This is a genomic window from Anaerocolumna sedimenticola (assembly GCF_009931695.1).
GTDB classification, from domain to species: Bacteria; Bacillota; Clostridia; order Lachnospirales; family Lachnospiraceae; genus Anaerocolumna; species Anaerocolumna sedimenticola.
Genome location: NZ_CP048000.1, coordinates 5,274,308 through 5,299,941, shown reverse-complemented (window position 1 = coordinate 5,299,941; position 25,634 = coordinate 5,274,308). Strand labels below are relative to the sequence as shown.

Annotated in this window: 28 protein-coding genes and 1 other annotated feature; of the genes, 23 read left to right on the top strand and 5 right to left on the bottom strand. The window is 37.6% G+C overall.

All coding sequences use genetic code 11. From position 1 onward, the window contains the following. Positions 1-86: 86 nt before the first annotated feature. The gene (locus tag Ana3638_RS23600; protein ID WP_161840216.1) at positions 87-1,001 is read right to left on the bottom strand and encodes a class I SAM-dependent methyltransferase; all 915 of its coding nucleotides are present in this window, start codon (positions 999-1,001) and stop codon (positions 87-89) included. 265 nt (positions 1,002-1,266) lie between these two features. Here Ana3638_RS23600 and Ana3638_RS23595 point away from each other — a divergent pair, with 265 nt between their 5' ends. From Ana3638_RS23595 to Ana3638_RS23545, 11 genes are all read left to right on the top strand, one after another. Next, positions 1,267-1,404 carry a hypothetical protein gene (locus tag Ana3638_RS23595; protein WP_161840215.1) on the top strand — a complete coding sequence of 46 codons (138 nt, stop codon included), beginning with the start codon at positions 1,267-1,269 and terminating at the stop codon, positions 1,402-1,404. 431 nt (positions 1,405-1,835) lie between these two features. Further along, positions 1,836-2,393: a TetR/AcrR family transcriptional regulator gene (locus tag Ana3638_RS23590; RefSeq protein ID WP_161840214.1), complete on the top strand. Its 558-nt coding sequence runs from the start codon at positions 1,836-1,838 to the stop codon at positions 2,391-2,393. 169 nt (positions 2,394-2,562) lie between these two features. Then, positions 2,563-3,003, top strand: a complete 441-nt coding sequence (locus Ana3638_RS23585) for an OsmC family protein (RefSeq protein ID WP_161840213.1) — start codon at positions 2,563-2,565, stop codon at positions 3,001-3,003. Further along, the gene (locus Ana3638_RS23580) at positions 3,000-3,542 is read left to right on the top strand and encodes a GNAT family N-acetyltransferase (RefSeq protein ID WP_161840212.1); all 543 of its coding nucleotides are present in this window, start codon (positions 3,000-3,002) and stop codon (positions 3,540-3,542) included. Before Ana3638_RS23585 ends, Ana3638_RS23580 begins: the two co-directional genes overlap by 4 nt. Before the next feature lie 19 nt (positions 3,543-3,561). Then, positions 3,562-4,323, top strand: coding sequence for a CPBP family intramembrane glutamic endopeptidase (locus Ana3638_RS23575; RefSeq protein ID WP_161840211.1), 762 nt, complete (start codon positions 3,562-3,564; stop codon positions 4,321-4,323). Positions 4,324-4,394: 71 nt separating this feature from the next. After that, positions 4,395-4,850, top strand: a complete 456-nt coding sequence (locus Ana3638_RS23570) for a GNAT family N-acetyltransferase (RefSeq protein ID WP_161840210.1) — start codon at positions 4,395-4,397, stop codon at positions 4,848-4,850. 376 nt (positions 4,851-5,226) lie between these two features. Then, positions 5,227-5,997: a CPBP family intramembrane glutamic endopeptidase gene (locus Ana3638_RS23565; RefSeq protein WP_161840209.1), complete on the top strand. Its 771-nt coding sequence runs from the start codon at positions 5,227-5,229 to the stop codon at positions 5,995-5,997. 453 nt (positions 5,998-6,450) lie between these two features. Beyond that, positions 6,451-7,026, top strand: a complete 576-nt coding sequence (locus Ana3638_RS23560) for a nitroreductase family protein (RefSeq protein ID WP_246240573.1) — start codon at positions 6,451-6,453, stop codon at positions 7,024-7,026. A 33-nt stretch (positions 7,027-7,059) separates the two neighbouring features. Further along, positions 7,060-8,193 carry a sensor histidine kinase gene (locus Ana3638_RS23555; RefSeq protein WP_161840208.1) on the top strand — a complete coding sequence of 378 codons (1,134 nt, stop codon included), beginning with the start codon at positions 7,060-7,062 and terminating at the stop codon, positions 8,191-8,193. A 10-nt stretch (positions 8,194-8,203) separates the two neighbouring features. Next, positions 8,204-8,851, top strand: coding sequence for a response regulator (locus tag Ana3638_RS23550; protein ID WP_161840207.1), 648 nt, complete (start codon positions 8,204-8,206; stop codon positions 8,849-8,851). A gap of 124 nt (positions 8,852-8,975) precedes the next feature. After that, positions 8,976-9,665, top strand: a complete 690-nt coding sequence (locus tag Ana3638_RS23545) for a CPBP family intramembrane glutamic endopeptidase (RefSeq protein WP_161840206.1) — start codon at positions 8,976-8,978, stop codon at positions 9,663-9,665. 125 nt (positions 9,666-9,790) lie between these two features. Here Ana3638_RS23545 and Ana3638_RS23540 read toward each other — a convergent pair whose 3' ends face one another. Both Ana3638_RS23540 and Ana3638_RS23535 read right to left on the bottom strand, forming a co-directional pair. Continuing rightward, a complete protein-coding gene (locus Ana3638_RS23540) occupies positions 9,791-10,663 on the bottom strand; it encodes a PhzF family phenazine biosynthesis protein (RefSeq protein ID WP_161840205.1) in 873 nt (290 codons plus the stop codon). Positions 10,664-10,695: 32 nt separating this feature from the next. Then, on the bottom strand, positions 10,696-11,889 hold the full coding sequence (locus tag Ana3638_RS23535) for an ornithine cyclodeaminase family protein (RefSeq protein WP_246240570.1): 1,194 nt from the start codon (positions 11,887-11,889) through the stop codon (positions 10,696-10,698). Here Ana3638_RS23535 and Ana3638_RS23530 point away from each other — a divergent pair. Both Ana3638_RS23530 and Ana3638_RS23525 read left to right on the top strand, forming a co-directional pair. Further along, positions 11,888-13,339, top strand: a complete 1,452-nt coding sequence (locus tag Ana3638_RS23530) for an aminotransferase-like domain-containing protein (protein ID WP_161840204.1) — start codon at positions 11,888-11,890, stop codon at positions 13,337-13,339. The genes Ana3638_RS23535 and Ana3638_RS23530 overlap by 2 nt on opposite strands. Before the next feature lie 362 nt (positions 13,340-13,701). Beyond that, positions 13,702-13,950 carry a hypothetical protein gene (locus Ana3638_RS23525; RefSeq protein ID WP_246240567.1) on the top strand — a complete coding sequence of 83 codons (249 nt, stop codon included), beginning with the start codon at positions 13,702-13,704 and terminating at the stop codon, positions 13,948-13,950. A gap of 119 nt (positions 13,951-14,069) precedes the next feature. Here the strand turns inward: Ana3638_RS23525 and metG are convergent, their stop codons facing one another. Further along, positions 14,070-15,695 (bottom strand): methionine--tRNA ligase, encoded by a 1,626-nt coding sequence (metG, locus tag Ana3638_RS23520; protein WP_202621533.1) that lies wholly within the window; start codon positions 15,693-15,695, stop codon positions 14,070-14,072. Between the two features lie 91 nt (positions 15,696-15,786). Then, positions 15,787-16,039: a binding site (T-box leader), on the bottom strand. A gap of 180 nt (positions 16,040-16,219) precedes the next feature. On the opposite strand from metG, the gene Ana3638_RS23515 reads away from it, so the two are divergent. From Ana3638_RS23515 to Ana3638_RS23470, 10 genes are all read left to right on the top strand, one after another. Further along, positions 16,220-17,485, top strand: coding sequence for a Y-family DNA polymerase (locus Ana3638_RS23515; protein ID WP_161840682.1), 1,266 nt, complete (start codon positions 16,220-16,222; stop codon positions 17,483-17,485). Next, on the top strand, positions 17,475-17,816 hold the full coding sequence (locus Ana3638_RS23510) for a YolD-like family protein (RefSeq protein WP_246240564.1): 342 nt from the start codon (positions 17,475-17,477) through the stop codon (positions 17,814-17,816). The genes Ana3638_RS23515 and Ana3638_RS23510 overlap by 11 nt, the downstream gene beginning before the upstream one ends. A 78-nt stretch (positions 17,817-17,894) precedes the next feature. Further along, positions 17,895-18,473, top strand: coding sequence for a hypothetical protein (locus Ana3638_RS23505; RefSeq protein WP_161840203.1), 579 nt, complete (start codon positions 17,895-17,897; stop codon positions 18,471-18,473). Positions 18,474-18,637: 164 nt separating this feature from the next. Beyond that, the gene (locus Ana3638_RS23500; RefSeq protein ID WP_246240561.1) at positions 18,638-18,928 is read left to right on the top strand and encodes a VanZ family protein; all 291 of its coding nucleotides are present in this window, start codon (positions 18,638-18,640) and stop codon (positions 18,926-18,928) included. Positions 18,929-19,148: 220 nt separating this feature from the next. After that, positions 19,149-19,499, top strand: a complete 351-nt coding sequence (locus Ana3638_RS23495; protein ID WP_161840202.1) for a DUF2200 domain-containing protein — start codon at positions 19,149-19,151, stop codon at positions 19,497-19,499. Positions 19,500-19,802: 303 nt separating this feature from the next. Further along, positions 19,803-20,288, top strand: coding sequence for a flavodoxin domain-containing protein (locus Ana3638_RS23490; RefSeq protein ID WP_161840201.1), 486 nt, complete (start codon positions 19,803-19,805; stop codon positions 20,286-20,288). 148 nt (positions 20,289-20,436) lie between these two features. Beyond that, on the top strand, positions 20,437-21,078 hold the full coding sequence (locus Ana3638_RS23485; RefSeq protein ID WP_161840200.1) for an MBL fold metallo-hydrolase: 642 nt from the start codon (positions 20,437-20,439) through the stop codon (positions 21,076-21,078). Between the two features lie 128 nt (positions 21,079-21,206). After that, complete coding sequence (locus Ana3638_RS23480) at positions 21,207-22,463, top strand: amidohydrolase family protein (protein WP_161840199.1); 1,257 nt, start codon at positions 21,207-21,209, stop codon at positions 22,461-22,463. A 79-nt stretch (positions 22,464-22,542) separates the two neighbouring features. Continuing rightward, entirely contained in the window at positions 22,543-23,397 is an 855-nt protein-coding gene (locus tag Ana3638_RS23475) for a helix-turn-helix domain-containing protein (RefSeq protein ID WP_161840198.1), read from the top strand. Positions 23,398-23,526: 129 nt separating this feature from the next. After that, positions 23,527-24,357 carry an SDR family NAD(P)-dependent oxidoreductase gene (locus Ana3638_RS23470; RefSeq protein ID WP_161840197.1) on the top strand — a complete coding sequence of 277 codons (831 nt, stop codon included), beginning with the start codon at positions 23,527-23,529 and terminating at the stop codon, positions 24,355-24,357. A gap of 187 nt (positions 24,358-24,544) precedes the next feature. Here the strand turns inward: Ana3638_RS23470 and Ana3638_RS23465 are convergent, their stop codons facing one another. Then, positions 24,545-25,549 carry an aldo/keto reductase gene (locus tag Ana3638_RS23465; protein WP_161840196.1) on the bottom strand — a complete coding sequence of 335 codons (1,005 nt, stop codon included), beginning with the start codon at positions 25,547-25,549 and terminating at the stop codon, positions 24,545-24,547. Between the last annotated feature and the right edge of the window lie 85 nt (positions 25,550-25,634).

Genomic DNA, 25,634 nt, shown 5'->3' with positions numbered 1-25,634 from the left:
GACAAAAATCGGGCTGAAAAAGTGCAATTTTCAGCCCGACTTTTTGCCTGTCTTATAGATGACATTGCAGATTTTGAATATGGCAGCTATTTTTTTACGGCTAAACAATAATTTACATTATCAAATGCCGACATAATATGTTGTGGATTTGCTTGGTTATATTCAGCAAAGTATTGCTTGGTAATCTCTTTGGGCTCCAGGTGCTCATGAATCAAAAAGCCACAATTCGAAAGCAAGGCTTCCATATCAAAATTCGAATAACTTGCTAACATCGCTTCTCCCGCGTTTCCAGCCATCATTGCCTGCTTTTTTACACGTTCCCCGGCTTTACCGGTATAAGTATCCTGGTCAGGATAATCGAATACAATAGTACTTCCGGTACATACCGTATTGGAGATGCCTCTGATCAGGTTTGTGAAATTTTCTTTTGATAGATAATACGAGATTCCAAGCAGACTGCAAAATGAAAGCTTTGATCTATCAAACTCAGTGTGGTCAAACAGGTACTCGTCAATTGCTGTAAGGGCCAGGTCAACAGGCAGGTAAGTTAAATTATCAGGCTTTTTTTCGTAAATACTGTTTATGCGCTTTTGCTTTTCCATGCTCATAAGAGGATGATCAAGCTCAAAAATATGGAGTTGGGAAGCCCATCCAGGCTGCCTGTAAGCAAAGCTATCATATCCTGCTGCAAAGATCAGATATTGTTTCGCTCCAAAATTAACCGCATTTCTTAGTGCTTGTTCGGCATAAGCCGATCTTCCCAGCGGCGAGGGTGACAATTGATTGTCAACAATCCATCTCAAGGCGTCAACGTCGCTCCCGCTAAATCCGGGGTTAAAAAACTGAATGCCTTGTGCCATGCTTTTTTCAATTTGACTGTATTCCTGTTCGGATAGGAGTAACCTGGCAACGCTATCATTGAATATTTTGATATCGTTGTTTTCAGAATGATATGCTCTTGAAAAAGCACTAACAAGAGCGGTCATACTTTTCTGTTTCATATAAACATCACCTCATATAATTAATACTCCTTAATTGCGAACACCTCAAGACTTGAAATTATTGGGATTTTGTGGTATAGTAAACATAGAAATTAAATGAATTTACATATTCGTCACTAATAATATGTGATGGATTCGTGAATCTTAACTATCATCTTTCAAAAACAGCATGAAAAGTGAAGAATGAAATTCAAGCCATTGAACAGAAACGGAACCGTCTGATTGATATTCTTCATCAGACAAAGCGTACCAGTGGGGGGTTAACATGCTGCGGTTGAGCAATGGACGTAAATGTATAAAAAATATAAGGATACGAAACGATACCTTAATTGAAAATCGAGATGCAACCCTATCGATTCGAATTGAACTTTATAAAGTAATAGAATTTATAGATACCAGGTAGTTGCGTCCTGGCTTACAAAAGATTGGTGATGAACCAGTCTTTTTGTTTGCACACCTTTTCACTGCCATGTATTCTGAAGGGGTTAATGTCAAAAAGGAGAGTAACTATGTCAAAGTTTTTTACGTACGAAGAAAGACTGACCCTTCAGAAATACCTAAAAGAAAGTCTATCCTTTAAAGGAATCGTCCGCTGATTGGATAAGAACCCGACTACGATTTCATAGACAAGAATCCGGATACGGCGATAGTTCAAATGGACTCCGTCATAGGAAGCCAAGGCGGCAAATGCATGTTGACGATTGGGTTACAAAAGTTGCATCTCGCCTTTCAATTAAGCAAAACTTATTTTACAAACCCTCTTGACATACTATTTACTCAGTATTATACTGAACATGTACTAAACATGTTCAGTGAATGTAAAGGAGTAATAAGATGCCATACAGTGAAGCAAGGGAAAAAATCATATCAGCAGTAAGGGAATTACTATCGGAGGGTTGCCCTGTTGAGGACATCACTGTCCGTAAAATTGCACAGCAAGCTGGTGTAGGGATAGGTACGGTTAGCTATCATTTTCATTCAAAGGATAAGCTTGTCTATGAGGTTATAGCCGGACAAATGGCGAATCTGGCGGAAGGATTATCTCCGAGTGAGGGTTCCGGAACTCCATTCGAAAGATTGAAGGGTTTTTTCTATCAAACGGCGGAGCTTGCACTACAGTACAGTGAAATCTTTCGTGTTCAACTTTCCTACGAGATCGTGAATGGTGATATGAGTATTTGCTACTTCATAACGCCGCTTTTGAAAGAGCTCTATGGCGGGACGAAGAGCGATCTCGAAATAAAGGTTATAGCACTCCAAATGATCTCGGCTATGCAGGTGATTCTGTTGAAAATGGAGGAATTTAAACGTTATTCTGGTATAAATATCCGAGATACAAAAGAAAGAGAGGAAGCTCTCAACATCATACTTAATACTGCAATCAAACCATAAGAAGGAGCGATATCATTAAGAACATTACACATTATTCTGTCTGTGATATCTTACTGTTGGTATGCAAAAGTAAAGGATTGATAGGGTATTCTGAAGCAAAAGAAAAGAATTAAATTCATAAGTGGAAATATCAAATTATATAAATCAATGAAAACAGGAGGTTTTAATTATGTCGGAACAATTAATAGTTACTGCAAGCTTAATGAATGAGAAAGTAAAATTCAAGGGTGTATCCAGATCCAACCCTGAAATCATACTTGATTATAATCCGCCCATAGGGGACGGGGAGGGATACACTTCTCTGGAACTGTTCCTTATAAGCCTTGCGACCTGCAGCGGCACATCAATTGCAGTATTATTACGAAAAATGAGAAAGGATGTTTCCGGTCTCAGAATCAATATAAAAGGAGATAGGCGCGAGCAGCACCCTACATACTTCGAGAAAATTCATCTGGAATTCAATCTGGTCTCAAAGGATGCAGAGGATGCAGACTTTGAAAAAGCGATCAAGCTGTCTGAAGAATCTTTCTGCCCAGTATGGAATATGGTAAAAAATAATGTTGAGATCAGCTATGAGTATAATATAGAAAGAAGCGGATACATTGCATGATAAGCCAGCATGCTCCGATAATTTTTGATTTAGGAAAAGCAAGTGATATTGATGAATTAGAAATGCTTTATAACGATTTAAATGATCATTTGGCAAGAGGAGTAAACTATCCTGGATGGATAAAGGGGGTTTATCCTGTCCGGCAAATTGCAATTGACGGAATAAAACAGGGTAATCTCTATGTAGCAAAACATAATGGGAAGATCATTGGTTCTGTTATTTTAAGCCATGAGCCTGAACCTGCATATTATAAAGCGAAATGGGAATTTGAGACTGACTATTCAGATGTTTTTGTTGTACATACATTTGCGGTACATCCAAGATTTCTGAAATGTGGTGTAGGCAAAGCATTAATGAACTTTTCTACTGAACATAGTATTAAATCAAAAGCTAAGTCAATCAGGTTGGATGTTTACGAAGGAAATATACCTGCTATAAAGCTTTATGAAAAATGTGGTTTTAAATATATCGATACAGTTGACTTGGGACTCGGGAACTACGGATTGAAGTGGTTTAGGCTATATGAAAAATTGCTGTGAGATAACTTGGGAGAGATAAATGAGAAAGCAAAGAAATGCTAAAAGAATAATAGAGAAAATTCTGGTGTTTCTGTTGTTGTTTCTGATAACCCTTGTTATACCTAGGATTGCTACAGCAACGGCCCTATGGTTGCAAAGCCGGATAATTTATGGGGATAGATATATGATTAACGTACTTCATCAATTATTCCAAGGTCTTCTTGCAGTTCTGACATTAAAGCTTTTACTGCGAAAGCCCTTCGCCGAGCTTGGTTTTAAATGGGGGGGCAGCGCACAGGGGATTAAATATACAGGCTGCTTTCTTGGATTGTGGACGGGGATTGTAGTTGTTTTTTATATAGTATCTTTACATTTATATCCCGGCTTTGCCCAGTATATTATGAGCTATTATCCGCCGGACAGTGAATATATGATAATAGCTTTAAGTTATGCGGGTACTATGCCCGGCTTGGGAGAAGAGCCATTATACCGTGCGTTGGTGCTTCTGCCATTGATGAAATATTGGGATGGGAACGTCCGTATAGGAAGGCTTGAACTGCCCCATGCGGTTCTCATTTCCGGTTTGATATTCGCCATTGGGCATATTGGATTTACATTCATACCGTTTCGACTGGTTTCAATTGACTATCTGCAGGTGGCCTTTAACTTCATTCTGGGAATATGGTGGGGAATGATTTTCATTAAGACAAAAAGTCTTTTATGGCTGGTTATCGCACATAATGGTTCAAATTTTATTATGTACCTGATCGGGTTTCTCACCGCTTTTCATATTAACAAATAAATAATGACTGCAGAAGATTTGTATTATACGATGGATGTATGATAACAAGTGTAACAGAAAGGCTGTGACATATGGATATTATTCACTGCAACACCTATCTTGTGGATTTAGCTGTTAATGCAATGGTGACCATTAAATGCACAGATGGATTACCTATTGAATTAGCTACTTCTACTGCAATGACAACTTTCCTTGAAAACCCGTTTAATCATCTGCTCATTGCCGTTGATGCCTCAAAAACTGTAGGATATTTAATTGCATATGAACTCCAAAGGCCAGATAGAGAGCAGAGCATGATGTTTCTGTATGATATTACAGTGATTGATGAATATCGAAAGCGGGGTATCGGAACAGCTCTTGTCGAGAAATTGAAATCCTTATGCACTACGAAACCCATGATGAAAATGTTTGTTCCTACTAATCGCTCCAATATATCTGCTGTTGGCTTATATCAGAAAACTGGAGCTATTCCCTCAAACGATATTGATGAAGTATTTCTCACTTGGGATTTTGATGTTTCCTCTTGACTTTTTATAGCTAGTTCCTGATTTGAAATTGATTAGCTTAATTGATAAAAACGGTCGGCATGGTGATTTTTATGATAAACAATGTTTTGATTGTATATATTTCGGGTACGGGCGGTAGTATGCCCGGCTAAGTTACAAACAGCTAGCCGTGGAAGGAACGGCAGCAATAAAAGAATAGGAATTGCTTAGCTAAGCAGGGACGTAGAGAGAGATTAAAACGTCTGTATTGTGTCAGGCAAAAATCCTACAAAAAACCGATAAATTCCCAATTTTCATAATGGGACAATTCCAAAAAGTTGATCCCAATAATATGTTCTCGCTATTTTATAACATTACTTCTGCATCCGATTTAAATCATGATTGAGGGTTAATTTAGATGAAAAAAATCTTTGGTAATATCATTAATTTTTTAAAAATATTCTTGATGTTCGCTATGTTGTTTATAACAATAACTGTAATTAGTTCTGTCTGTTTTAGTATGTCAACAAAATTATTTAATCAATTTAGTGGTTTTGATCCAGACAACTGTTTTTTACTCCTAACAATTCATCATATATTACAAGCAATAATTACTACTATTATAATAGTATTTATCTCTATAGCATTAAAAATACCATTAAAAGATTTCGGTTTCAATACAAAAAATTTTCGATACTCCATAAAAATGGTGCAAGTTTTTTGTTTTTTATGGATTATGATTCAAACAGGTGGAAGTATTTTATTAATCAAGATGACATCTATGTCAGCTGCCTTAACTTATCCATTAACATTTAAAAATTTTTTAGGGTATTTTTTGTTTGAAATTTTATTTACTGGTACAAGTGAAGAATTATTATTCAGGTCACTAACTATTCCGGTCATGTTATTTTCACTCAATACATTTTTAAAATCGGAACAAAAATCTCAAATTATTGCTATATCCGCTTCAACCCTTATCTTTATGCTTGCCCATATAAATTTTAATTTGAACCCTTTCAAAATAACATACTTTAATCTTTTGCAGCAAATAACCTGCTTCATATTTGGTACCTTTTTTGGTTGGCTGTTTATTAAATCAAAAAGTGTTTTAGGTCCAATGTTTGCACATAACTTACTTAATGGGATCATTACTATAGTCGGTTTTATAATGTACATTATATTCGGGTAAAAGGTTTCACGTGGAGACGGCAGTATTGATGTCAAGGGGTCAATAAATGGCAGGTCACTAAAGGCTTCTGGGCGCTTGCAGGGAAGAGCCCTTTATAGGGACAGAACAAATCACTCGTTAAGCCAGTGTTATATTAGCATAAAAAGAGATAGGGACAAGTGGATCGTACTGGAATTATACTTTGAAACAGGATATAATAAAAAATAGAATCAATTCCGTATACAAAAAGTTACAAGGAAAAGTGTTTCTCTTAGTATAATTGATAGGTAATTGCGAAATTTACATATTGTATCTATATACCATGCAATTAATACAATTTCAAAGCTGAATTTTGCCCATAGGGCAACTGAAGCTCTGAAATTCGTATCAATTGTATGGTATATTCAGAAAACTATATAGTTTCGCAATTGCCTAAGTATAATTGATATTAAAAGGAGAGAGGGATGAATATTTATGGATGTTATGGAAGCTATCAACAACAGAAGAAGCATACGCAGATTTAGAGGCGATAAATTAAGCAACGATGTCATCCGAACCATTTTAGAGGCCGGCATCAAAGCACCGTCTGGCAAAAACAAACAGCCCTGGGAATTCATAGTTGTAACAGGGGATAAACGGATTGAAATGATACAGGTGATGAGAGGAGGCATTCAAGCCTTCAAGGCGCAGCATGGAAACGTAGGCAGTGCTGAATACTCAGCAAATATAATGGAACAAGCCCCCGCTACGATATTTATATTCAACCCCTATGGAGCATACCCCTGGCAGGAGAAAACGGTGGAACAACAAATTACTGAAACAGTTGATGTCCAGTCAGTGGGAGCAGCGATTCAAAATATGATATTGGCTGCTGCAAATCTCGGACTCGGATCTTTGTGGATCTGCGATATTTTTTTCGCATATGAAGAGCTCTGTAAATGGCTGAAGAAAGATTGTCAGATGGTTGCCGCACTGGCATTGGGCTGCCCGGATGAAAACCCGCCTATGAGGCAAAGAAAAAGCATAGATGAAGTAACTGAATGGATTTGATAGGAAGCTGTAAAGTGAGGTTATGTACATATAATGAATCGTATAATGAAATACATGATATTGCTTCTCCGCATATGTACCGCAGGCACCGTGATATTTGAATGTGCTATACAGAATGTACCCAATTTATGGACGCATACAGCTTTTGTCTGTGGAATGATATTACTTATACTAAATGACCTTTTACGGCATTACAGGATGAAACGCCGGTCCGGCATAATCTATTTTTTATCCATTACGGTTAGTATTATAGGAACCGGCTTGTATGCCTTTTGGTTAAACTCATTGCCGGCAGGAATATACTATTTATTTCCTTTGATTGAGCTTATCATCTATAGTGAAAGAATTTTATTTCCGTTAATTATTTTACATAGTGGACTATTTATTATTGCAAATTATATACTTAAGGATCTGACAATAAGAAATCTGGTAATATATATTTCGATTACTATGATAATTTATCTATATCGAAAAAATATCGATGAAAGAAGTGAAATTGAATTAATTAATAAAGAGCTTGTTAATGCAAACAAACAGCTAATGGAGTATGCAAAACATATTGAAAAAACAGCAAAGATTAAGGAAAGAACACGTATAGCTCAGGATATGCACGATTCTATCGGACATGGGCTGGCAGCACTTTCCATGCATCTGGAATTCATCCAGCAGACTCTTGATCATGATAAAGAAAAGGCAAGCATTTCTGTTGCTAAAGCACATAATTTGTCCTTAAAATGTTTAAAGGATTTAAGAAGTGCCGTTAATATCTTAAAAGAGGATAAAACGGAGGATAATTTAAAATTGTCCATAAACGAGATAATTGATCGTATTGATCAAAGCGGGGCAAAGATATTGTTGGAATTTGACAATCAGGCTGAAAAGGTCCCTTTGGATATAAAGAATTGCATATACAAAACTATTCAGGAAGCAGTTACAAATAGTCTGAAAAACGGTAATGCGAATGAAATACTAATTGAGGTGACGATTAATGGACAGATATTGTCGGTCATTGTTAAGGACAATGGAATAGGCTGTGATTATGTTATAAAATCACATGGTTTGTCGGCTATTGAGGATAGAGCAGGAGAACTGGATGGTATTGTATCCTATGAAACCGGGCGAGGGTGTGGATTTATATTAAGGATGGAAATACCTATTGATAACTGAAGGAGTGCTTATGATTACGATTATAATTGCGGATGATCAGGATATAATCAGAGAAGGCTTAAAAATGATTCTAAGTCTTGATGATAATGTCAAAATTATTGGTGAAGCAGAAAATGGAAAGCAACTTTTGGAAATTCTGAGCTTTGAACAGCCGGATGTTATATTAATGGATATTCGTATGCCGGTAATGGACGGAATAGAAGCAACGGCTGTTGTGAAAAGGTTATATCCAAATGTAAAAATCATTATTCTCACTACTTTTGATGAAGATGAATACCTATTCGGAAGCCTAAAAAACGGAGCAGATGGTTATGTTATGAAGGACTCTGGTTCAAAGGCAATTCTGAGTGCTATTCAAGGGGCTTGTTTAGGCAGTATGATATTGGATTCTTCCATATCAGGGAAAACTGTTAATGTTATATCCGGATTCGATACTTCAAAAAAAGTGATAGAGGATTTGAACGGTATATTAACCCCTAGGGAGTTGGATGTGGTAAAGCAGCTTTTGTTAGGAAAGAATAATCATGATATCGGAGAAACTTTATTCTTGACAGAAGGAACAGTTAAGAACTATATTTCACATATTTTATCAAAACTGGAACTAAGCAGCAGGGCTGAATTGCTCGTCTATCTTCAGAATGTGCACTTGGACCATTAATTATTATTTCTAGGAAGAGCAAAAAGATAGTTACTAAAGTCAATGGTATATCATTACTTTCGATTATTTTGTTAACGCTGAAATCGTTGTATCATTAGCTAAAAATGAAATGAGAGGTACGCTAATGAAAACAACTACCAATTCTAATTCAAAATTAACATCCAAAAGAATATTGATTGAAACGATAATTATTATGCTGATTACTATTTCGTCTGTATTCGTATCAAATATTTTTCTTAAGTATATTCTTGAAGCACCGGCATTCTTATACTTGATGATTGAGATGCTAATTCGCCGTCGTTCGTTTCGTGATCTAGGTTTTAAGATATCTCAAACACCACGTGATCTGCAGAAGAATTTAAAATTACTATTTCTGGTTACCATGGTGTTACAGCTAACACCATTATTAATTGGAAAAGCATTTATGCCGGCTTATATTGATCATTTAAGAGAAAGAATGCCATCAGCGTTGCAGACATTTTCATTAAAGTCAGTTATGGTCCTTTTCATAACATTGATTATCACTTCTCTTGTTTGTTTATATGAAGAAATGCTTTATCGTGGTTTTTTTGTTGAGAGATTAAGTTGGTTTATGAAACCGTATGCAGCTATCGCATTTTCAACGTTGCTTTTTGCAAGCATGCATTTTACTCCGGGAAATCCATCCGCTGTTTTGTTTGATCTTGCGAGTGTCTTGTTAGATGGTATTATTTATGGTGTTATTTATATTAAAACACGGAATATTTATGTTTCCTTCATTGCACATATGATAGCTAATATATTCGGAATAATTATGTTTCGATTACTATTTTAAGCTAAGATAAAGCAATAAAACTAAAGTAGGGGCCAAGGATAAAAGCTCTTGTTTAAATAAAAATTTCATAGGTGTAAGTAAAGGCATCAGACTCGAAGCTCTGATGCCTTTATTATAAGATTAAGTTATTCAATATCAATCTCTATGGATGATAAATTTAATGCTCTGCCTCCAACTTTAACTCCTGTGATTTTTTCTCCTTCAACAGCTAGGGATACGAATATTTCCGATGGCTTTTTCATTGCATAACCTTGTTCGATGATAATATTTGAAGTTTGACCAAAGTTGATTTTGCCATATTTATAAAGATAACAGCCTAAGGCGCCGTTTGATGTACCTGTAGCGGATTCCTCCGGGATCCCAAATAAGGGAGCGAAGTTTCTGCAGCATGCGGTTGAAAAATTAATTGTTTCCAATGAGAAAACATGATAACCGACTGCACTATACCTTCTACTGATCTCAAATATTTTTTTAAAGTCCGGTTTTATGGAATATAATACATCCAAGTTTTTTATAGGCACTATGATATCCCTAAGACCTGTAGATACTATTTGAACCGGCAAATCTTCATGGATGTTGGCAATTTCAATATTTAAGGAATCGGCAATTTCACTCTTATCAATTGTTTCAAAAAAAACCGGCAGTGGCTGACTCATCATAATTGACTGGTCTTCCTTTATTTCAACTCCCAAAATTCCTGCTTTGGTTTCCTGTAAATAGTTACCCGGTTTTATATACCCAAGGGTTCCCATGGTAAAGAATGTCCCTATCGTAGCATGTCCACATAGATCGACTTCTTCGCTCGGGGTAAAGAATCTCACCTTAAAATCTGCCAAATTTGAATTTAAAACAAAGGCAGTCTCGCTAAAGCCAAGGACGGCAGCTATTTTTTGCATTTCTTCATCCGACAAGTAATCTGCATCTAAAACAACTCCTGCTCCGTTACCTCCTAAAGAAGTTTTAGCAAACGAATTAATAGTATACGCTTTCACTTTCATTGTTATATCTCCTGATTTTTATATTTGTGATATTAGAAATAAACCGTTGTACCAATCTTCAATTCTTCAGCCTTTTTAATTATATAATTAGAAACGGCAAGATCCTGCAGGGCAATACCTGTACTATCAAATATAGTAATATCTTTTTCTGATGTCCGACCATAGGTATCGCCATTTAGTAGCCTGCCAATTTCGATTAAATGTTTCTCATTAATAATGCCTGACTTTATGGAATTTTGTGTTTCCCCAACTGAGGAAGCTTGGTGAATGTCATCAACAAAAACCTTAGCTGCATCAAAGATTTTTTCATCTATTTCCTGCTTACCTGGCATATCTGCCCCAATACAGCTAAAATGAGTACCCGGCCTAATCCAGTTGTGAAAAATATATGGTTTTTGAGAAGGCGTTACGGTTATTACAACCTCTGTTTCATTAAGGGCTTTTTCAATACGATCCACAGCAATGAAATCAATTGAATCTAGTTTTTGAATCCAAATGTAATTCATTGGGTCGCCTTCAATATCAATTTTTATTGTACCAAGTTTCTCTTTAATTGTGCTTTGAAATTTTTCAGCACTTTGGTATCTCAATGGATGATAGATATAAACTTTTTTAAGTAATGGCATTACTGAAATGGCAGCTGCGATCTGAAATACTGCTTGAGTTCCGGTACCTGTGACAACCAGAGCTTTAGAGTCATGTTTTGCTAGATATTTTATACCGATTGCACCAGCGGCGCCTGTCCGCATTGCTGTTAAATGGCTTGCGTTTATAATGGCTTTCGGAAATCCTGTTTTCAAGTCAAATATCATTGCTAAACCAGTTAAGGACGGGAGGCCTTCTTTTATATTATCACCAAACCATGCAACAAGCTTTAGTCCAAAGGTATCATCACTATACAAAACACCGGATTTTATATCCATGTCTGCCTTGCCTTCAGACAGGTCTTCGGAAATCAGTGGGAACAATCTTGCCTGATTATTGGCTTTCAGAATATAAGCTTTTTCAACACATGCAATGGTATTACGAATATCCAGGATGACTTTTATATCATCATCGCTTAAAATTCTTATAGGTATCATATTTATCTTTACTCCATAGGTTAATTTCTTTGTATCGGTATAATTATAGATAAAACGCATAGAAATGTCTCCAACCATTGTTTGGTTGATTTTTGGCCAACCAAGTGGTATAGTTACATCAGTAATGAGTGGAGGTAATGTCATGCTGGATATTGATTGGAGACCGGACAGAAGCAGCCCGACCCAATTGCATTTGCAGATAGCTGGTTATATTAAAAACAAAATTTCCTGCGGAGAATGGATTGTTGGAACAAAATTACCAAGTCAGAGGACACTTTCTGATATTTTTGACGTAAACAGGAGCACTATAGTAGCGGCAATGGAAGAGCTGGCTGCTGAAGGGGTTATTGAAGGAAATTCTGGAGGCGGTACAGTAATCATTAACGATACATGGACTTTGTTTCCTATGGAGCGTGCCTACAACTGGAATAACTATATCTCTTCAGGAGCTCATCAGTCCAATCAGAACATAATACAGCTAATTAACCAGGCGGAATTTGATCCTGGAATCATTAGGTTAGGCTCCTGTGAGCCATCTCCAAAAATGATTCCCTATGGAATGATACAGAAAATATTGAAGGGTCTGCCTGAAACGGCAAATTTCCTTGGCTATGAAGAACCGAGGGGATCAATTTATTTGAGAAAAGAGATATGCAAATATCTTGATACTATGGGAATAGCGGCAGAACCTTCGTCCATATTAATTACTTCCGGTGCCTTGCAAGCCTTGCAGCTTATTTCTCTTGGACTGCTGCACTCAAGTTCGGTTGTATACCTGGAAAAGCCTTCATACCTTTATTCACTTAGAACCTTTCAATCTTTTGGTATGCAGTTATCAGGAATATCTATAGAGGAAGAAGGTATTAATATACAGGAATTGTTTGCACGACATAGGCGAAAAAGAGGATCAATGCTGTTTACAATACCTACTTTTCATAACCCCACAGGAACTGTAATGTCACTCGAAAGACGTAAAGCGCTCCTGGAAAAATGCGAAATGGAAAGGTTACCTGTTATAGAGGATGACGTTTACCGGGAGATATGGTTTGATGAACAGCCTCCAATGCCATTAAAAGCATTGGATAAAAACGGCCTTGTTCTTTATGTTGGCGGTATGTCGAAAAATTTGAGTCCGGGACTCAGGATAGGATGGATTGTCGGGCCTGAACAGGTTATTGGAAGATTGGCGGATATTAAAATGCAAAGCGATTACGGATCTAGTTCACTCTCTCAATATGTAGCTGCAGAAATGTTTGCCAGTGGGCTGTACGCTGAACATAATAAATTGATGCGTGAAAACGTCCGGATAAGAAGGGATACTGCACTTACTGCACTTAATCGATATTTCAAAGGCATCGCTTCATGGAACATACCGGCAGGTGGATATTTCATCTGGCTTAGGTTAAATGATGGTATATCAATGTATCAGCTGTTTGTAAAAGCCTTAAAAAATAAAATACTTATTCACCCCGGAGATTTGTATGAGTATCACTCTAGTCAGTATATTAGGATTTCATATTCGAATGCTTCATTGGATGAAATTGATTTTGGTATAAAGGTTCTTTCACAGTTGGTTATTGAACAGTTGAAGTAACCAGGCGAAAGTCGTTGATATGTTCGCTGTAAGTCCAGTAAGTAAAAAGAAAATCAAGCGAGAAATTGAAAAAATATAAAGCAAAGATATTCAAGCTAATTGGTCTACAAAGTATGAAAACAACTGGGCATTAGAAGTTGAGAAGATTGAAAATGCTGAAGAGGATTCAACCACGGAAACATCATCTGATACCGAGCAGAGACAGGAAACAGAATTTGGAACACAACAGATGAAGTTTTGGACATGTTTTGTGATTATAGCAATCAGGAAGACCGTGGAGAGGATATTGCATCAAGCAAACCATTCCTTCAAGCTCATATGATATTCCAGTTTTAGAAATTAAAGGAACGGAGGTAACCATAGTGGCAGACATGAAACAAGTTCATGATTTTGCAGTAAAATGGTGTGACAAATTCAGAGATCAAAAAATCAATTACATAGAGTTGATAGACCATTATATGGCAGACGATTGCGCTGCACTTGGATTTGTAATGGACTGTGGTAATGCCTTTTCTGAAAGATATGGGAAAGCAGTCAATGACTACAAAGAACTGGATTCGAGATCAAAGAACTGCTTTCAACGAATGCAGGCAGTCTTTGACCTCGAATGAATTTACGATGCCGTATCGTGCAATAACACGCTTTAAAAGGCAGTCAAACTTAAGGATTCAGTGAAAGAAAGTAAATTTTTGACTGATTTTCCTAAACAGACTCGCGAAAAGAAAGACAGCTAATTGCATCCAAGTTTTCCCCTTTCTTTTTCAATAATTTTTTTATCGAGCCTTTCAAATAATATGGAGATGTCTGAAAACTTATACCCTTCTTGAACATATTGCGGTTTCCACTCATTATATAAGTTAAGCCAATTAGCTATTTTTTGTGAAGAAAACGGTAAAAAGGGCTGCAATAATACAGCTAAGTTTGCAATAATCTGAACACAATTATTAAGTGTGTGGTCGCATTTATCTTTATTTTCAACTCTGCTCTTCCATGGCTCCATCGAATCATAGTACTTATTTCCAAATCGAACAAAATCAAATATAAGATCAAGTGCATCCTTAAACTGGCCATCTTCAATTTTCCGGCCAACTTTCAAATAAATATCATCTATTTTTTCTTTAATATCATTTTCTATTTTACCAGGCGGAATTGTACTTTCATTATATTTAACCAAAAAAGCCAGGGTTCTGTTTACAAAATTTCCATATGATCCCAATAACTCACTGTTATTTCTTTCTACAAATTCCCGCCACGAAAAATCAGTATCTCTTTTTTCTGGACCGTTAGCTATAAAGAAGTACCTTAACGAATCCGGATTATAATTCTCAACAATATCCTTAGCCCATATTGCCCAGTTCTGACTTGTTGAAATTTTCTTTCCCTCCAATGTTAAATATTCGCTTGAGATAATATCATCCGGCAAACGTAAGCTTTCGCCATGAGCAAGCAATAATGCTGGTAGTATTATAGTATGAAACGGAATATTATCTTTACCATGTACATAATAGTGCCGTGCATTACTACCCCATAATTCATTGAACTTAATTCCTTGGCTTTCTGCAACTACCTTGCTTACGGATAAATATCCAAGTACATTTTCAGCCCATATATATATCTTTTTGTCCTCGTAACCCTCTTTGGGAACATCTATGCCCCAGTCAAGATTTCTTGTAATTGCTCTATCCCTTAGCCCTTCATCAATATATCTTTTAGTAAAAGCAACCGCATTTTTTCTCCAATAAGATTTTGATGATAGATAATTGGATAACTGATGTTCAAGTTTGGATATTGCAATATAGAGCTGTTTTGTTTCTGAAAAGACAACGGCGTTACCACATTCCGAACAAAAAGGTGCGGTTACTGCTTCGGCTTCTAAAACCGTGCCACAATTATCACATTGATCGGCTCTTGTCTGGCTTCCACAATTTGGGCAAATACCTTTAACCAAACGATCGGTCAGCACCTTTTGACAATGTTCACAAAAAGCCTGAGGCGCGGTTTTTTCATAAATATAGTCACTTTCATAAAGCTTTTTATGAAAATTAGTCACAAAACTTATGTGCGAACAATCTGAAGTTTTACTATATAAATCATAGCTAAACCCTAATTTTCCAAACACAGAACTAAATTCATTATGATAGTGCTCACTGATTTCTCTTGGGGTTCTACCCTCTTGTTTTGCTCGAATTGTTACTGGTGTTCCATGGCAATCACTACCAGAAACATAAAAAACTTGATCGCCTTTTAAACGATAATATCTTGCAAGAACATCACCAGGCAGCAAAGCTGCGACATGGCCAATGTGAAGTGAGCCATTGGCATAAGGCCAAGCGCCTCCGATTAAAATATTTTTCACTATTATCCCTCATTTCATTTTTTTATAATACGAAGTATTTATCTCGCTAATATTTTTATAATAAAAAAGCCCTCACCCCGAATACGAAATATTCAGGGACGAGAGCCTATGCTTCGTGTTACCACCCTTATTTATTCATTCCTCACGAAATGAACCTCATCAAGTACGGGTATAAATAACCGATACTCTATCTCTATAACGGGAGATCCCGACGTAGCCTAAAAGGAAACTTTTCGGTACGCTGCTCCAAGACCATGTTCAGTAACCTTCGCCTTACCCTTTCTCAGCAACTGGGTTCTCTGTAAAAGCTATTGTTACATACTCTTTCTCTTCAACGCATTTTTAGAATATATATTTATAAAATATTATATCCCAGACTTGCTAAAATATCAAGACTCACACCGGGCATAGTCCTTTCAAAGCGTAAAATTCCAGAAAAAACATGTATACAAACATATGTTCTGGTGGTATAATAAAATTTGATTAAGACCATGGTAACGAAAAATAAGGGAGGTGTTTCCTGGATGGAAGAGCAGATTTATTTATGTATTGATCTTAAATCATTTTATGCTTCTGTAGAATGCGTAGAGCGTGGGCTTGATCCTCTGACTACTAATCTTGCGGTGGCTGACCCTGAGAGAAGTGAGAAAACAATATGTCTTGCGATCTCACCATCCATGAAAGCATTGGGAATAAAGAACCGATGCAGGGTATTTCAGATTCCCAAAGATGTGCAGTACATCATGGCACCGCCAAGAATGAAACTCTACATTAAATATTCTGCGGATATTTATGGTATTTATTTGAAATATATTTCGAAAGAGGATATCCATGTTTATAGCATTGATGAGGCGTTCCTTGACGTGACCCATTATCTTTCCATGTATCATATGAGCGCAAGGGAAGTGGCGTTACGGATTATGGAGGATATTAAAAACTCTACAGGAATTACTGCTACGGCAGGAATTGGAACAAATTTGTATCTGGCCAAGGTAGCACTGGATATTATGGCAAAGCATGCGAAAGATAATATCGGATATCTGAATGAGGAACTCTACCAAAAAACATTATGGAAGCACCAGCCACTGACTGACTTCTGGAGAATAGGTAAGGGAATCGCAAACAGACTGAATAGTATAGGTATTTTTAATATGGGTGATATTACCCGCATAAATGAAGATTTGCTATACCGGTTGTTTGGCATTGATGCAGAGCTTTTGATAGACCACGCCTGGGGAAAGGAAACAACCACCATGGCGGATATAAAGGCATATAGGTCAAAAAGCAATTCTATGTCCAGCGGTCAGGTACTTGCAAGGGATTATAGCTTTGAGGAGTGCAAGCTGATTGTAAAAGAGATGGCAGATGCCTTATGTCTGGATATGGTAGATAAAAATGTGGTTACCGGTTCTGTGTCATTGATGATTGGATATTCAAATGAGCTGGAATTAAAGCCGGCGATAGGAACCGCATCCATGTCTGTTACTACTAATTCCTACCGGACTATCCTGCCTTATGTGATGGGATTGTATGAGGGTATTGTGGATAAGAATAAACCAATAAGGCGGCTGAGTCTGTCATGCAATAATATTGTTGATGAAGCTTACGAACAGTATGACTTATTTACCAATCCGGCAGAACTGGAAAAGGATAGGAAGCTACAGAAGGCAGCGCTTGAAATCAAAGAAAAGTTTGGTAAAAATGCTCTTGTACGTGGGATGGATTTGCAGGAAGCTGGTACCACCATAGAACGGAACAGACAGATTGGAGGTCATAAAAGTGGAGAATAGAAGGATTAAAATGGACAGGAGAAGCCGCGCTAAACAATTTATGCCCTTTGATGCATTAAAAGGGTTTCGGGAAGCAGTGTCAGAAAAAGAACGGATTATCGTTCCTAAACGTGATTTATCGGAAGAGCAGAAGAAGGTGTTAGATTGGAAGTTAAGACAGATTCAGAAAGAAGACATAATTACTGTGGAATATTTTCAGAATAGAGAATATGTGCAGGTAACCGGAATGGTAACACGAATAGATGATGCAGGCAGAACCTTGGAGATTGTAAATACGAGGATAGCTTTTGTTGATATTTCTGATTTAAAGTGTGATATGTTCCAAGAGTAGATTTGTGTATGAACTACTATATTTTGGATTGAAAGTTTGATATAATTAGTAAATAAGAATTTGTAAAGGGGTTAAGATGTGAATAATGATAGAAACTGGACCGTCTTATTTATTGGTGGAGCTTCGGGAACAGGTAAATCAAGCATAGCTTATGAAATTGCTCGATTCTATGGTGTGAATGTCTTGGAAGTAGATGATATTCACCTATCTGTAGAAACGGTTACAACAAAGGAAAGTTTTCCTGCAATACATTATTGGAATACTGGTGTAAATTGGAGAGATATCGGAGTTGGCGGCAATGTAAACTGGTTGATTGGTGTAAGCAAAGAAATGATTCCGGTATTGAAAGAGATTGTTAACAGGCATATTGAAGATAAATTACCTATTATTATTGAAGGCGATTTTATCTATCCCGAATTTACAAAATCTTTCGAGAATCCTGAGGTAAAATCAATTTTTGTGATTGAATCAGACATAAATCAAATAGTGGAGAATTATTTATCAAGAGAAGGTGGCGAATTACAACATTACAGAGCCGAAATAAGTATCGCATATGAGAAGTGGATAGCAGATACTTGTAATCAGAATGGTATTAGAGTGATTGAGTCAAGACCTTGGGATACTGTTTTAACGAGAGCCATAAAAAGTTTATTGTGATTATATATATTCCTATGGATATAGTATGAGTTCGAAACTGTTTGACCATGTGGTCTTGTTTAGTGTTCCAGCTTCTGGGGTCTTTTGGTGATAACGGCGTTATTCGCTTTGCCGAAATCATAATGAATATTCTTGCGTTCATACCTTTGGGAGTCTATATTTGTATGCTTAAAGCCCCGTGGTCTTTTGTGAAAAAGCTTCTTATTATTGTTGGCTTGACTTTTGTCTTTGAAATAATACAATTTATTTTTGCTATCGGCAGAGCCGACATCACCGACGTGTTTAGCAATACGCTCGGAGGGATAATCGGGATTGGTATTTATGCCTTGTTCTCCAAGGCTCTGAAAGGCAGGACTAATAAGGTTATCAGCGTACTTGCCGCGGTATTCACCATTTTGGTTTTGTTACTTATAGCTTTATTATTGGTAAGTCATCGGTGGGTGATTATCAAGTAGGTATCAGTGGCATAATAACAAGGAGCGCGGGTGAAATATGGAAATGCCCGAAGTGCTGTAATCCTGCAGTGAAGCTACGCCGGCAAGTGCGGAACGGCTTACAGGATATAAGATTTCCAAGGGAGCGATTCCGCTGCCGCTTGGAAAGCAATTAATTAGAATTCATCACCGGTATCATATGGTGTAGAATAAAGTAGAAAGCGAAAGGGAGTGACACTTTATGACAAACGAGCGCGTATATAAGATGGCGTTTTCGAACGTCTATCCGCTACTCGTTCAAAAGGCGGAGCGCAAAGGACGCACCAAATCCGAGGTTGATGCTGTGATTTGCTGGCTGACGGGGTATGATGATTCTGGCTTGCAAGTACAAATTGTGAAGAATATCGATTACGAAACCTTCTTTAACGAAGCCCCGCAGATAAACCCGAATGCCTCCAAAATTTCAGGTGTGATTTGCGGATACCGCGTTGAGGAAATCAAAGACCCGCTCATGCAGAAAATCAGGTGGCTTGACAAACTGGTGGACGAATTGGCAAAAGGCAAGCCAATGGAGAAGATTTTGAGAAACTGAAAGTAATTAGCTGATATACTCCGCAAAAGGGGATATAAGTGCTAGAATACAAAGGGTTTCCAAGTGCCGGAATTTTTGCAGTAGACTATATGCAGAGGTTCTAGTGCCGGGGAACCCTTATTTTTATTGAGTACAGAGTATACTTTGCTTCTTAATATCATCAACTTTAGTAAGCCTTCTGGCTCTTACATAAGGAAATGCGAACTTTTACCTGTAGAAATTTGGATTAATTGTTTGTAATTTTGATTGAATGTTATATAATGGAATTAGGGAAATTAGAAGGAAAGGGAGGTTAAAAATATAATGTTAATTGTTTATGAATCGAAAACGGGTTTTACAAAGAGGTATGCCGATATGCTGGCTGCCAAGACGGGACTAAGGGTTTTTCGAGTAAAGGAACTTTCAAGGATTACTCAAGACGAGGAAGTCATTTTTCTTGGCTGGATGAAAGCCGGGAAGATACAGGGGCTTGATAAATTGCGAAAGTATAACATCAAAGCTGTTTGTGGATCAGGCACCGGACGAACCGCTGAGCCCGATACCGAAACAGTTGCGGCAAGGAATAAGATTAAAGGTATACCATTTTTTTATCTGCGTGGCGGATGTTTTCCCCTGAGAGAGTTAAAGGGTACGGATAAAATCATGCTGTCCATGTTTTTAAAGATGCTTAAAAGCCGCAAGGACAAGGATGAAAGACTCGAAGAAGCCATCACGATCATTGAAAACGGTTTTGATGGTGTAAAAGAGGAAAATCTTGAGCCAGTTCTGGAATGGCTGAAGACAAAATGAAAGAGATGATTTTTAGATGCAAAACGGGACGGAATGAGAAATCAATAAAATAACCATCAAATTTCCCTTTGCATATTCCAATACAAATAAAGGTATAGTAAAGGAGGCGGTACCTATTATTTCTTATATTATTTTTGGAGCTGTGTTGGTGCTCTTGGTATTTATTTTCAGCCGTTTTCGTCCGGCCCCGACACAAAAAATTGCAGATAACATTTTCGCAGTCAGATGTGGTTTTGTAAATTTCTACGCTCTGAAAACAGCGGACAGTGTAGTGCTGTTCGATACCGGCATGAATCCGGCCGTTGCCGGGCGCGGCTTGCGTAAATTGGGAATATCACCTGATTTGGTAACACATGTCTTTCTAACACACACCGACTATGACCACACTGGCGGTCTAACGGCATTTCCTCAAGCCAAGCGGTATCTATCCGCTGGGGAGGAACAAATGATAAACGGCGAAACGGCGCGGCGTGGATTTATGCATAACAAACCTTTTTTGCCTTATCATACGATGGCCGATTGTGAAACAATTGTTGTGGGAGGTGTGTCAATAAAGCTTCACCTTGTGCCGGGACATACGCCAGGTTCAGCGGCTTACCTGATTGACAATCGTATTCTTGTTACAGGAGACCTGCTGCGCCTTTCAAGAAAAGGCGGTTTTCTGCCCTTTCTTTGGATGATGAATATGAATCATCGCCAGGATATGCAAAGTGTGGAAGCAATTCGTCCTATTGCTGAAAGTGCAGAGTATATCTTAACTGGACATACGGGTTTGTACCATAAGGAGTAAGTGATATCATATTTTTTATCCCCACAAGGCACGTTGTGGCAGTAGTATTGATATTGCGGGTATATCAGCATGCAACCCCACATAAATACTGGATTTTTTAATAAATATTGTTATATTGGAGGAATCTTTTGAACATAGAAATACTGGATTATATAAACAGTCTTGAAATTATTGACACACATGAGCATCTTATGCCGTTTGAAGCGCAGAGAGAACTGGGCGACGTAATCAGCGAGTTTCTGACCCATTATTTCAGTGTTGACCTTGTAACCGCTGGACTGCCATTAAAGCAGCTTGATAAGGTGCGTGGTAAAGAAATGTCCGTTATGGAAAAATGGAATTGCATTGAAAAATATTGGGAACAAAGCAAGTTTACAGGATATGGCCAAGCTGTGGCATTCGCTGCGAGAGATATTTACGGAATAGATGAAATTAACAGAGGCAGCATCGAAGAGCTTAACAGGCGTTATCTGGAAACCTTTAACCAGCAGCATTACCATAAAATAATTAAGGAAAAATCTAAAATCAAGATTGCAATACTTGACCGCTTTGGTGAAAGAGAATGTGACAAGGATTATTTTATTATGGCGAATTTTATACGGCCAATGGTTTACCCATATAGCTATCAGGAGATAGTTGATCTGGAAAAAGAAGCAGGCATCAGTATTAGTACATTAGATGATTATCTTCATGCGTGTGAAAAACGAATTGATAATTTTTTGAAGTCCAGCAAAATACTTAAATGTTCGCTCGCCTATTCACGTTCATTAGACTTTGCAAGAACAGAAAAGTATATTGCTGAAAAAGGCTTTAATAAGCTCATGAACAATAAAAAAACCGATAAGACATCAGATAGCTTTGAATGTGATATTGATTTTTCAAACTATATGTTTCATTACATTATCAGCCTTGCGCAGGAGCGAGGTATGGTCATGCAGATACACACCGGAATACAGGAGGGGCATGGCAATATCCTGTCCAACAGCCATCCCGGATTACTAAACCGTATCTTTATGGATTACCCTGATATGAAATTTGATATCTTCCATATCGGCTACCCGTATCAAAGTGAGCTGGGAGTTATGTGCAAGATGTTTAAGAACGTTTATATTGATATGTGTTGGGCGCATATTGTATCGCCGGTTGCTTCAAGAAACATACTCAGTGAGTGGCTGGAATTTTTACCGTATAATAAAATAAACGGTTTTGGAGGCGACTATTGCTTCGTAGACGGTATTTACGGACATCAATATATTGCACGCAGAAATATCGCTGAGGTGCTTTCAGAAAAAGTCCGGCGAGGACTGTTCTCTGTCAGCAAAGCGTGTGAAATCGGCAAAGCAATTTTATATGATAATCCGGCAGAGTTGTTTGGAATAGAATGAAAATAATATTAAAAAAATATATTATATATTGTATATTGGGTAGTACAGTATTTTATCCGCCATGGAAAGAAGAATACAGATGAATTCTTATGTTAAGCTTATGAATGAGGTTATTGAATATATTGAAAACAACATTAATGACCCTTTGTCGGTACAGGAAATAGCAAAGAAATTCTATTTATCAGAATTTCATTTCAGCAGAATTTTTAAAATCATGATTGGCTGCAGCATAAAGCAGTATGTACAAGGGAGAAAACTGACATTAGTAGCGGAAAAACTGAAAGTCTCAGACTGCACAGTAACAAGGGCAGCTATGGATTATGGCTACGAAAGTCCAGAAGTACTGAGCAGGGCATTTAAAAAACAATTCGGTATCGCTCCCATTGTATATCGAAAAGGTTTCATACCAATTAATATGGTAGAAAAGGCTAATGTTGTGGTAAGAGATATTATGAACATGAAAGGTTCCTTTGCATTAAAAAATTCATTCTTGTACCTGGAAGGCACGGATATCTATGGTGTATATACGGAAGTAAATGAAAATAATGCTAACTTTGAGCATAAACTTAATTCAACGGGAAGCAGCTTTGCGTTAAAATATTCAGAATTTTTGGCTGAAAGGAAATTATTCGGCGTGGTAAACTGTCATGAGGATGAAAGCAAAAAATACACGGTTTTTTTTGGTGGTCATATATCGCAAAAGGACAGAGTCAAAGGATTAAAACCACGTAATCTCCCGGAAGGCTGGTACGCTTGTTTCCATTATTATGGTGATATGTTAAGGATAAGAAATACTTTTGTTGAGGACCTGTACAGGTGGATTATGCTGAAAGAAATTGAACTTAGTTCCAATGGAATCGGTATGCTGAACATTTTTAATCTAAACGACAGTAATGATGTAAACATTCTGGTTCCGATCAAGGCACCGGATTAAAACAGCAAAAAACATCATGATAGAGAAGAAACAATAAGCTATAATATGGATAACATTTAAAGTTAGATGCTATCGATATTATGGCTTTTTTTATTGCAGCGCATCGGAACGATTTAAGGAGGATGTATCATGTATAATCTTGAAGGAAAAATAGCAGTTATAACAGGTGCCAGCAGAGGAGTTGGAAAAGGAGTGGCCTTAGGACTGGCGGAATATGGAGCAACCGTGTATGTAACAGGCAGAACGGTGAGCTCCGAGGGATTACCTGATTTTTTAAAGAATACCACTATACAGGAAACGGCAAATGAGGTGAATCAGTTAGGCGGTATCGGAATTGTTCATCGCTGTGACTTCTCAAAGGATGAGGAGATTACAAAGCTGTTTGAACGGGTTCAGAGGGAACAGGGAAGAATTGATATTCTGGTGAATAATGCGTGGGCGGCTGCGGACCATATCATGAATGAATATTTCTTTCAAACGCCGTTTTGGGAACAACCAATGTCATTGTACGATGATCTTCATACGGTGGGATTACGATCCAGTTATCTTGCAAGCCGTTATGCGGCTCAGATGATGGTGAAGCAGCACAGTGGGTTAATTGCAAACATATCTTACATTAGTGCTAAAAAATACTGGTTAAATGTTTCGAATGGTTTGTTTAAGGCAGCAATAGACAAGTTTACCTCCGATGCTTCTCATGAACTAAAAAAATACGGGGTAAAGATGTTTTCAATCTATCCTGGAAATGTACGGACAGAGGGAATGATTGAATTGTCAAAATATGACCCGTCACTTCGTCCGGAAGAAATGGAAACACCGCAGTTTGTCGGACGCTGCATTGCGGCGTTGGAGCAGGATGAAAGTAACATTGAGCAGAGCGGTGAGGTTTTACGCACGGAAGAAATAGGCTTAAGGTATGGGATTACTGATATTGATGGCAGACAGCCAAGAGCAGTATAGATATAAGAGAAAGGGGCTGTTGCAAATAGTCAATTTACTAAACTTGTGTCTAGCATATGCTTTATATTTTGAATTTTGCAACAGCCCTTTTTCACCACACCTGCCCGTTTTTCTCAACTTGAGAGAGCCGAAAGAAACGCTGAAAGCTGTGTTCTCATTATTTATATCTGATTGCCATCAGGGCATGTCATCTTCCCAAAAGAGCCATATGTTCCTCAGTCAATTTTATATCTGAAGCCGATATATTCTCAAGATACTGATCCATCCTGCTGAAGCCCAGTATTGGGATGATTGCAGGCTTTAGTTTCAGCATCCATGCAAGAACAAGCTGCCTGGCCGTTATGCCAAGGTCTGCAGCAAGATCATCCACCAGTTTTAATTTACGGAAGGATTCTTCTGAACTAAAATGACTCCAGTTATAATAATTATTTTTTCTTTCATAATCGCCATATATTCCTTTTAGAAGGGGAGAGTATGCCAGGAATGCCATGCCGTTTTTCTCTACAAAATCAAACATTTCCTCATCAGCATGTCTAGTAATTCCCTGGTCGGCATCTTTGTTAGGATGCAGGTATGAAAATTCCTGCTGCAGCACCAGATAAGGGGTTAGATGTTTGATATCACAGATGTTCTTTGCTTCCATCAGTTGATTGGTTGAAATATTACTTGCTCCGATATAACGGACTTTGCCTTCCTTTATAAGGGAATTCAGAGTATCCAGGGTTTCTTCCTGGGGAATATTATTGTCAAATACATGAGTGTAATAAAGGTCGATATAATCTGTTTTCAGCCTTCTCAAACTATGTTCAACCTCCCGGCGGATGGTAGCAGCGGAAAGCCCCTCATATTCTTTTGTTACCCTGTCCCATTCCGTAGCTCCATTCGCATCCCGGATGGTATATGGATCTTTTAGTCTTGCGCCTACCTTTGTTGCAAGAAATATCTTGTCTCGGTTGCCGCGCTCTTTTATATATTGCCCAAGAATATTTTCGCTTTCATCACCGATGTATTCTCCGGTTCCGACCCACCAGGCGTAGCAGTTTGCCGTATCCAGAAAATTTCCTCCTAGGTCCAGAAAATGATCGAGAATCTGAAAGGAAACATTTTTATCTACGGACGTTCCTAAAAGCATACAACCAAGACAGAATTCGCTTACTTTTTCCATTGAGTTACCTAAATATACCTGTTTCATAAAAATTACCTCCTGTTAAATAGATTAATACGTGCCGTTATATGCCAATCCATACAAATAAATGCTGGTTTCATATAAAAACATT

Bases quoted from the DNA above. Each gene is read 5' to 3' on its own strand.
- Ana3638_RS23580 (WP_161840212.1), top strand. From the start codon at position 3,000: ATGATAAGCCAGCATGCTCCGATAATTTTTGATTTAGGAAAAGCAAGT.
- Ana3638_RS23465 (WP_161840196.1), bottom strand. From the start codon at position 25,549: ATGAAACAGGTATATTTAGGTAACTCAATGGAAAAAGTAAGCGAATTC.
- Ana3638_RS23550 (WP_161840207.1), top strand. From the start codon at position 8,204: ATGATTACGATTATAATTGCGGATGATCAGGATATAATCAGAGAAGGC.
- Ana3638_RS23560 (WP_246240573.1), top strand. From the start codon at position 6,451: ATGGATGTTATGGAAGCTATCAACAACAGAAGAAGCATACGCAGATTT.
- Ana3638_RS23500 (WP_246240561.1), top strand. From the start codon at position 18,638: ATGCTTAAAGCCCCGTGGTCTTTTGTGAAAAAGCTTCTTATTATTGTT.
- Ana3638_RS23515 (WP_161840682.1), top strand. From the start codon at position 16,220: ATGGAAGAGCAGATTTATTTATGTATTGATCTTAAATCATTTTATGCT.
- Ana3638_RS23545 (WP_161840206.1), top strand. From the start codon at position 8,976: ATGAAAACAACTACCAATTCTAATTCAAAATTAACATCCAAAAGAATA.
- Ana3638_RS23555 (WP_161840208.1), top strand. From the start codon at position 7,060: ATGAATCGTATAATGAAATACATGATATTGCTTCTCCGCATATGTACC.
- Ana3638_RS23535 (WP_246240570.1), bottom strand. From the start codon at position 11,889: ATGACATTACCTCCACTCATTACTGATGTAACTATACCACTTGGTTGG.
- Ana3638_RS23600 (WP_161840216.1), bottom strand. From the start codon at position 1,001: ATGAAACAGAAAAGTATGACCGCTCTTGTTAGTGCTTTTTCAAGAGCA.
- Ana3638_RS23475 (WP_161840198.1), top strand. From the start codon at position 22,543: ATGAATTCTTATGTTAAGCTTATGAATGAGGTTATTGAATATATTGAA.
- Ana3638_RS23565 (WP_161840209.1), top strand. From the start codon at position 5,227: ATGAAAAAAATCTTTGGTAATATCATTAATTTTTTAAAAATATTCTTG.
- Ana3638_RS23470 (WP_161840197.1), top strand. From the start codon at position 23,527: ATGTATAATCTTGAAGGAAAAATAGCAGTTATAACAGGTGCCAGCAGA.
- Ana3638_RS23530 (WP_161840204.1), top strand. From the start codon at position 11,888: ATGCTGGATATTGATTGGAGACCGGACAGAAGCAGCCCGACCCAATTG.
- Ana3638_RS23490 (WP_161840201.1), top strand. From the start codon at position 19,803: ATGTTAATTGTTTATGAATCGAAAACGGGTTTTACAAAGAGGTATGCC.
- Ana3638_RS23590 (WP_161840214.1), top strand. From the start codon at position 1,836: ATGCCATACAGTGAAGCAAGGGAAAAAATCATATCAGCAGTAAGGGAA.
- Ana3638_RS23495 (WP_161840202.1), top strand. From the start codon at position 19,149: ATGACAAACGAGCGCGTATATAAGATGGCGTTTTCGAACGTCTATCCG.
- Ana3638_RS23575 (WP_161840211.1), top strand. From the start codon at position 3,562: ATGAGAAAGCAAAGAAATGCTAAAAGAATAATAGAGAAAATTCTGGTG.
- Ana3638_RS23540 (WP_161840205.1), bottom strand. From the start codon at position 10,663: ATGAAAGTGAAAGCGTATACTATTAATTCGTTTGCTAAAACTTCTTTA.
- Ana3638_RS23570 (WP_161840210.1), top strand. From the start codon at position 4,395: ATGGATATTATTCACTGCAACACCTATCTTGTGGATTTAGCTGTTAAT.
- Ana3638_RS23595 (WP_161840215.1), top strand. From the start codon at position 1,267: ATGCTGCGGTTGAGCAATGGACGTAAATGTATAAAAAATATAAGGATA.
- Ana3638_RS23585 (WP_161840213.1), top strand. From the start codon at position 2,563: ATGTCGGAACAATTAATAGTTACTGCAAGCTTAATGAATGAGAAAGTA.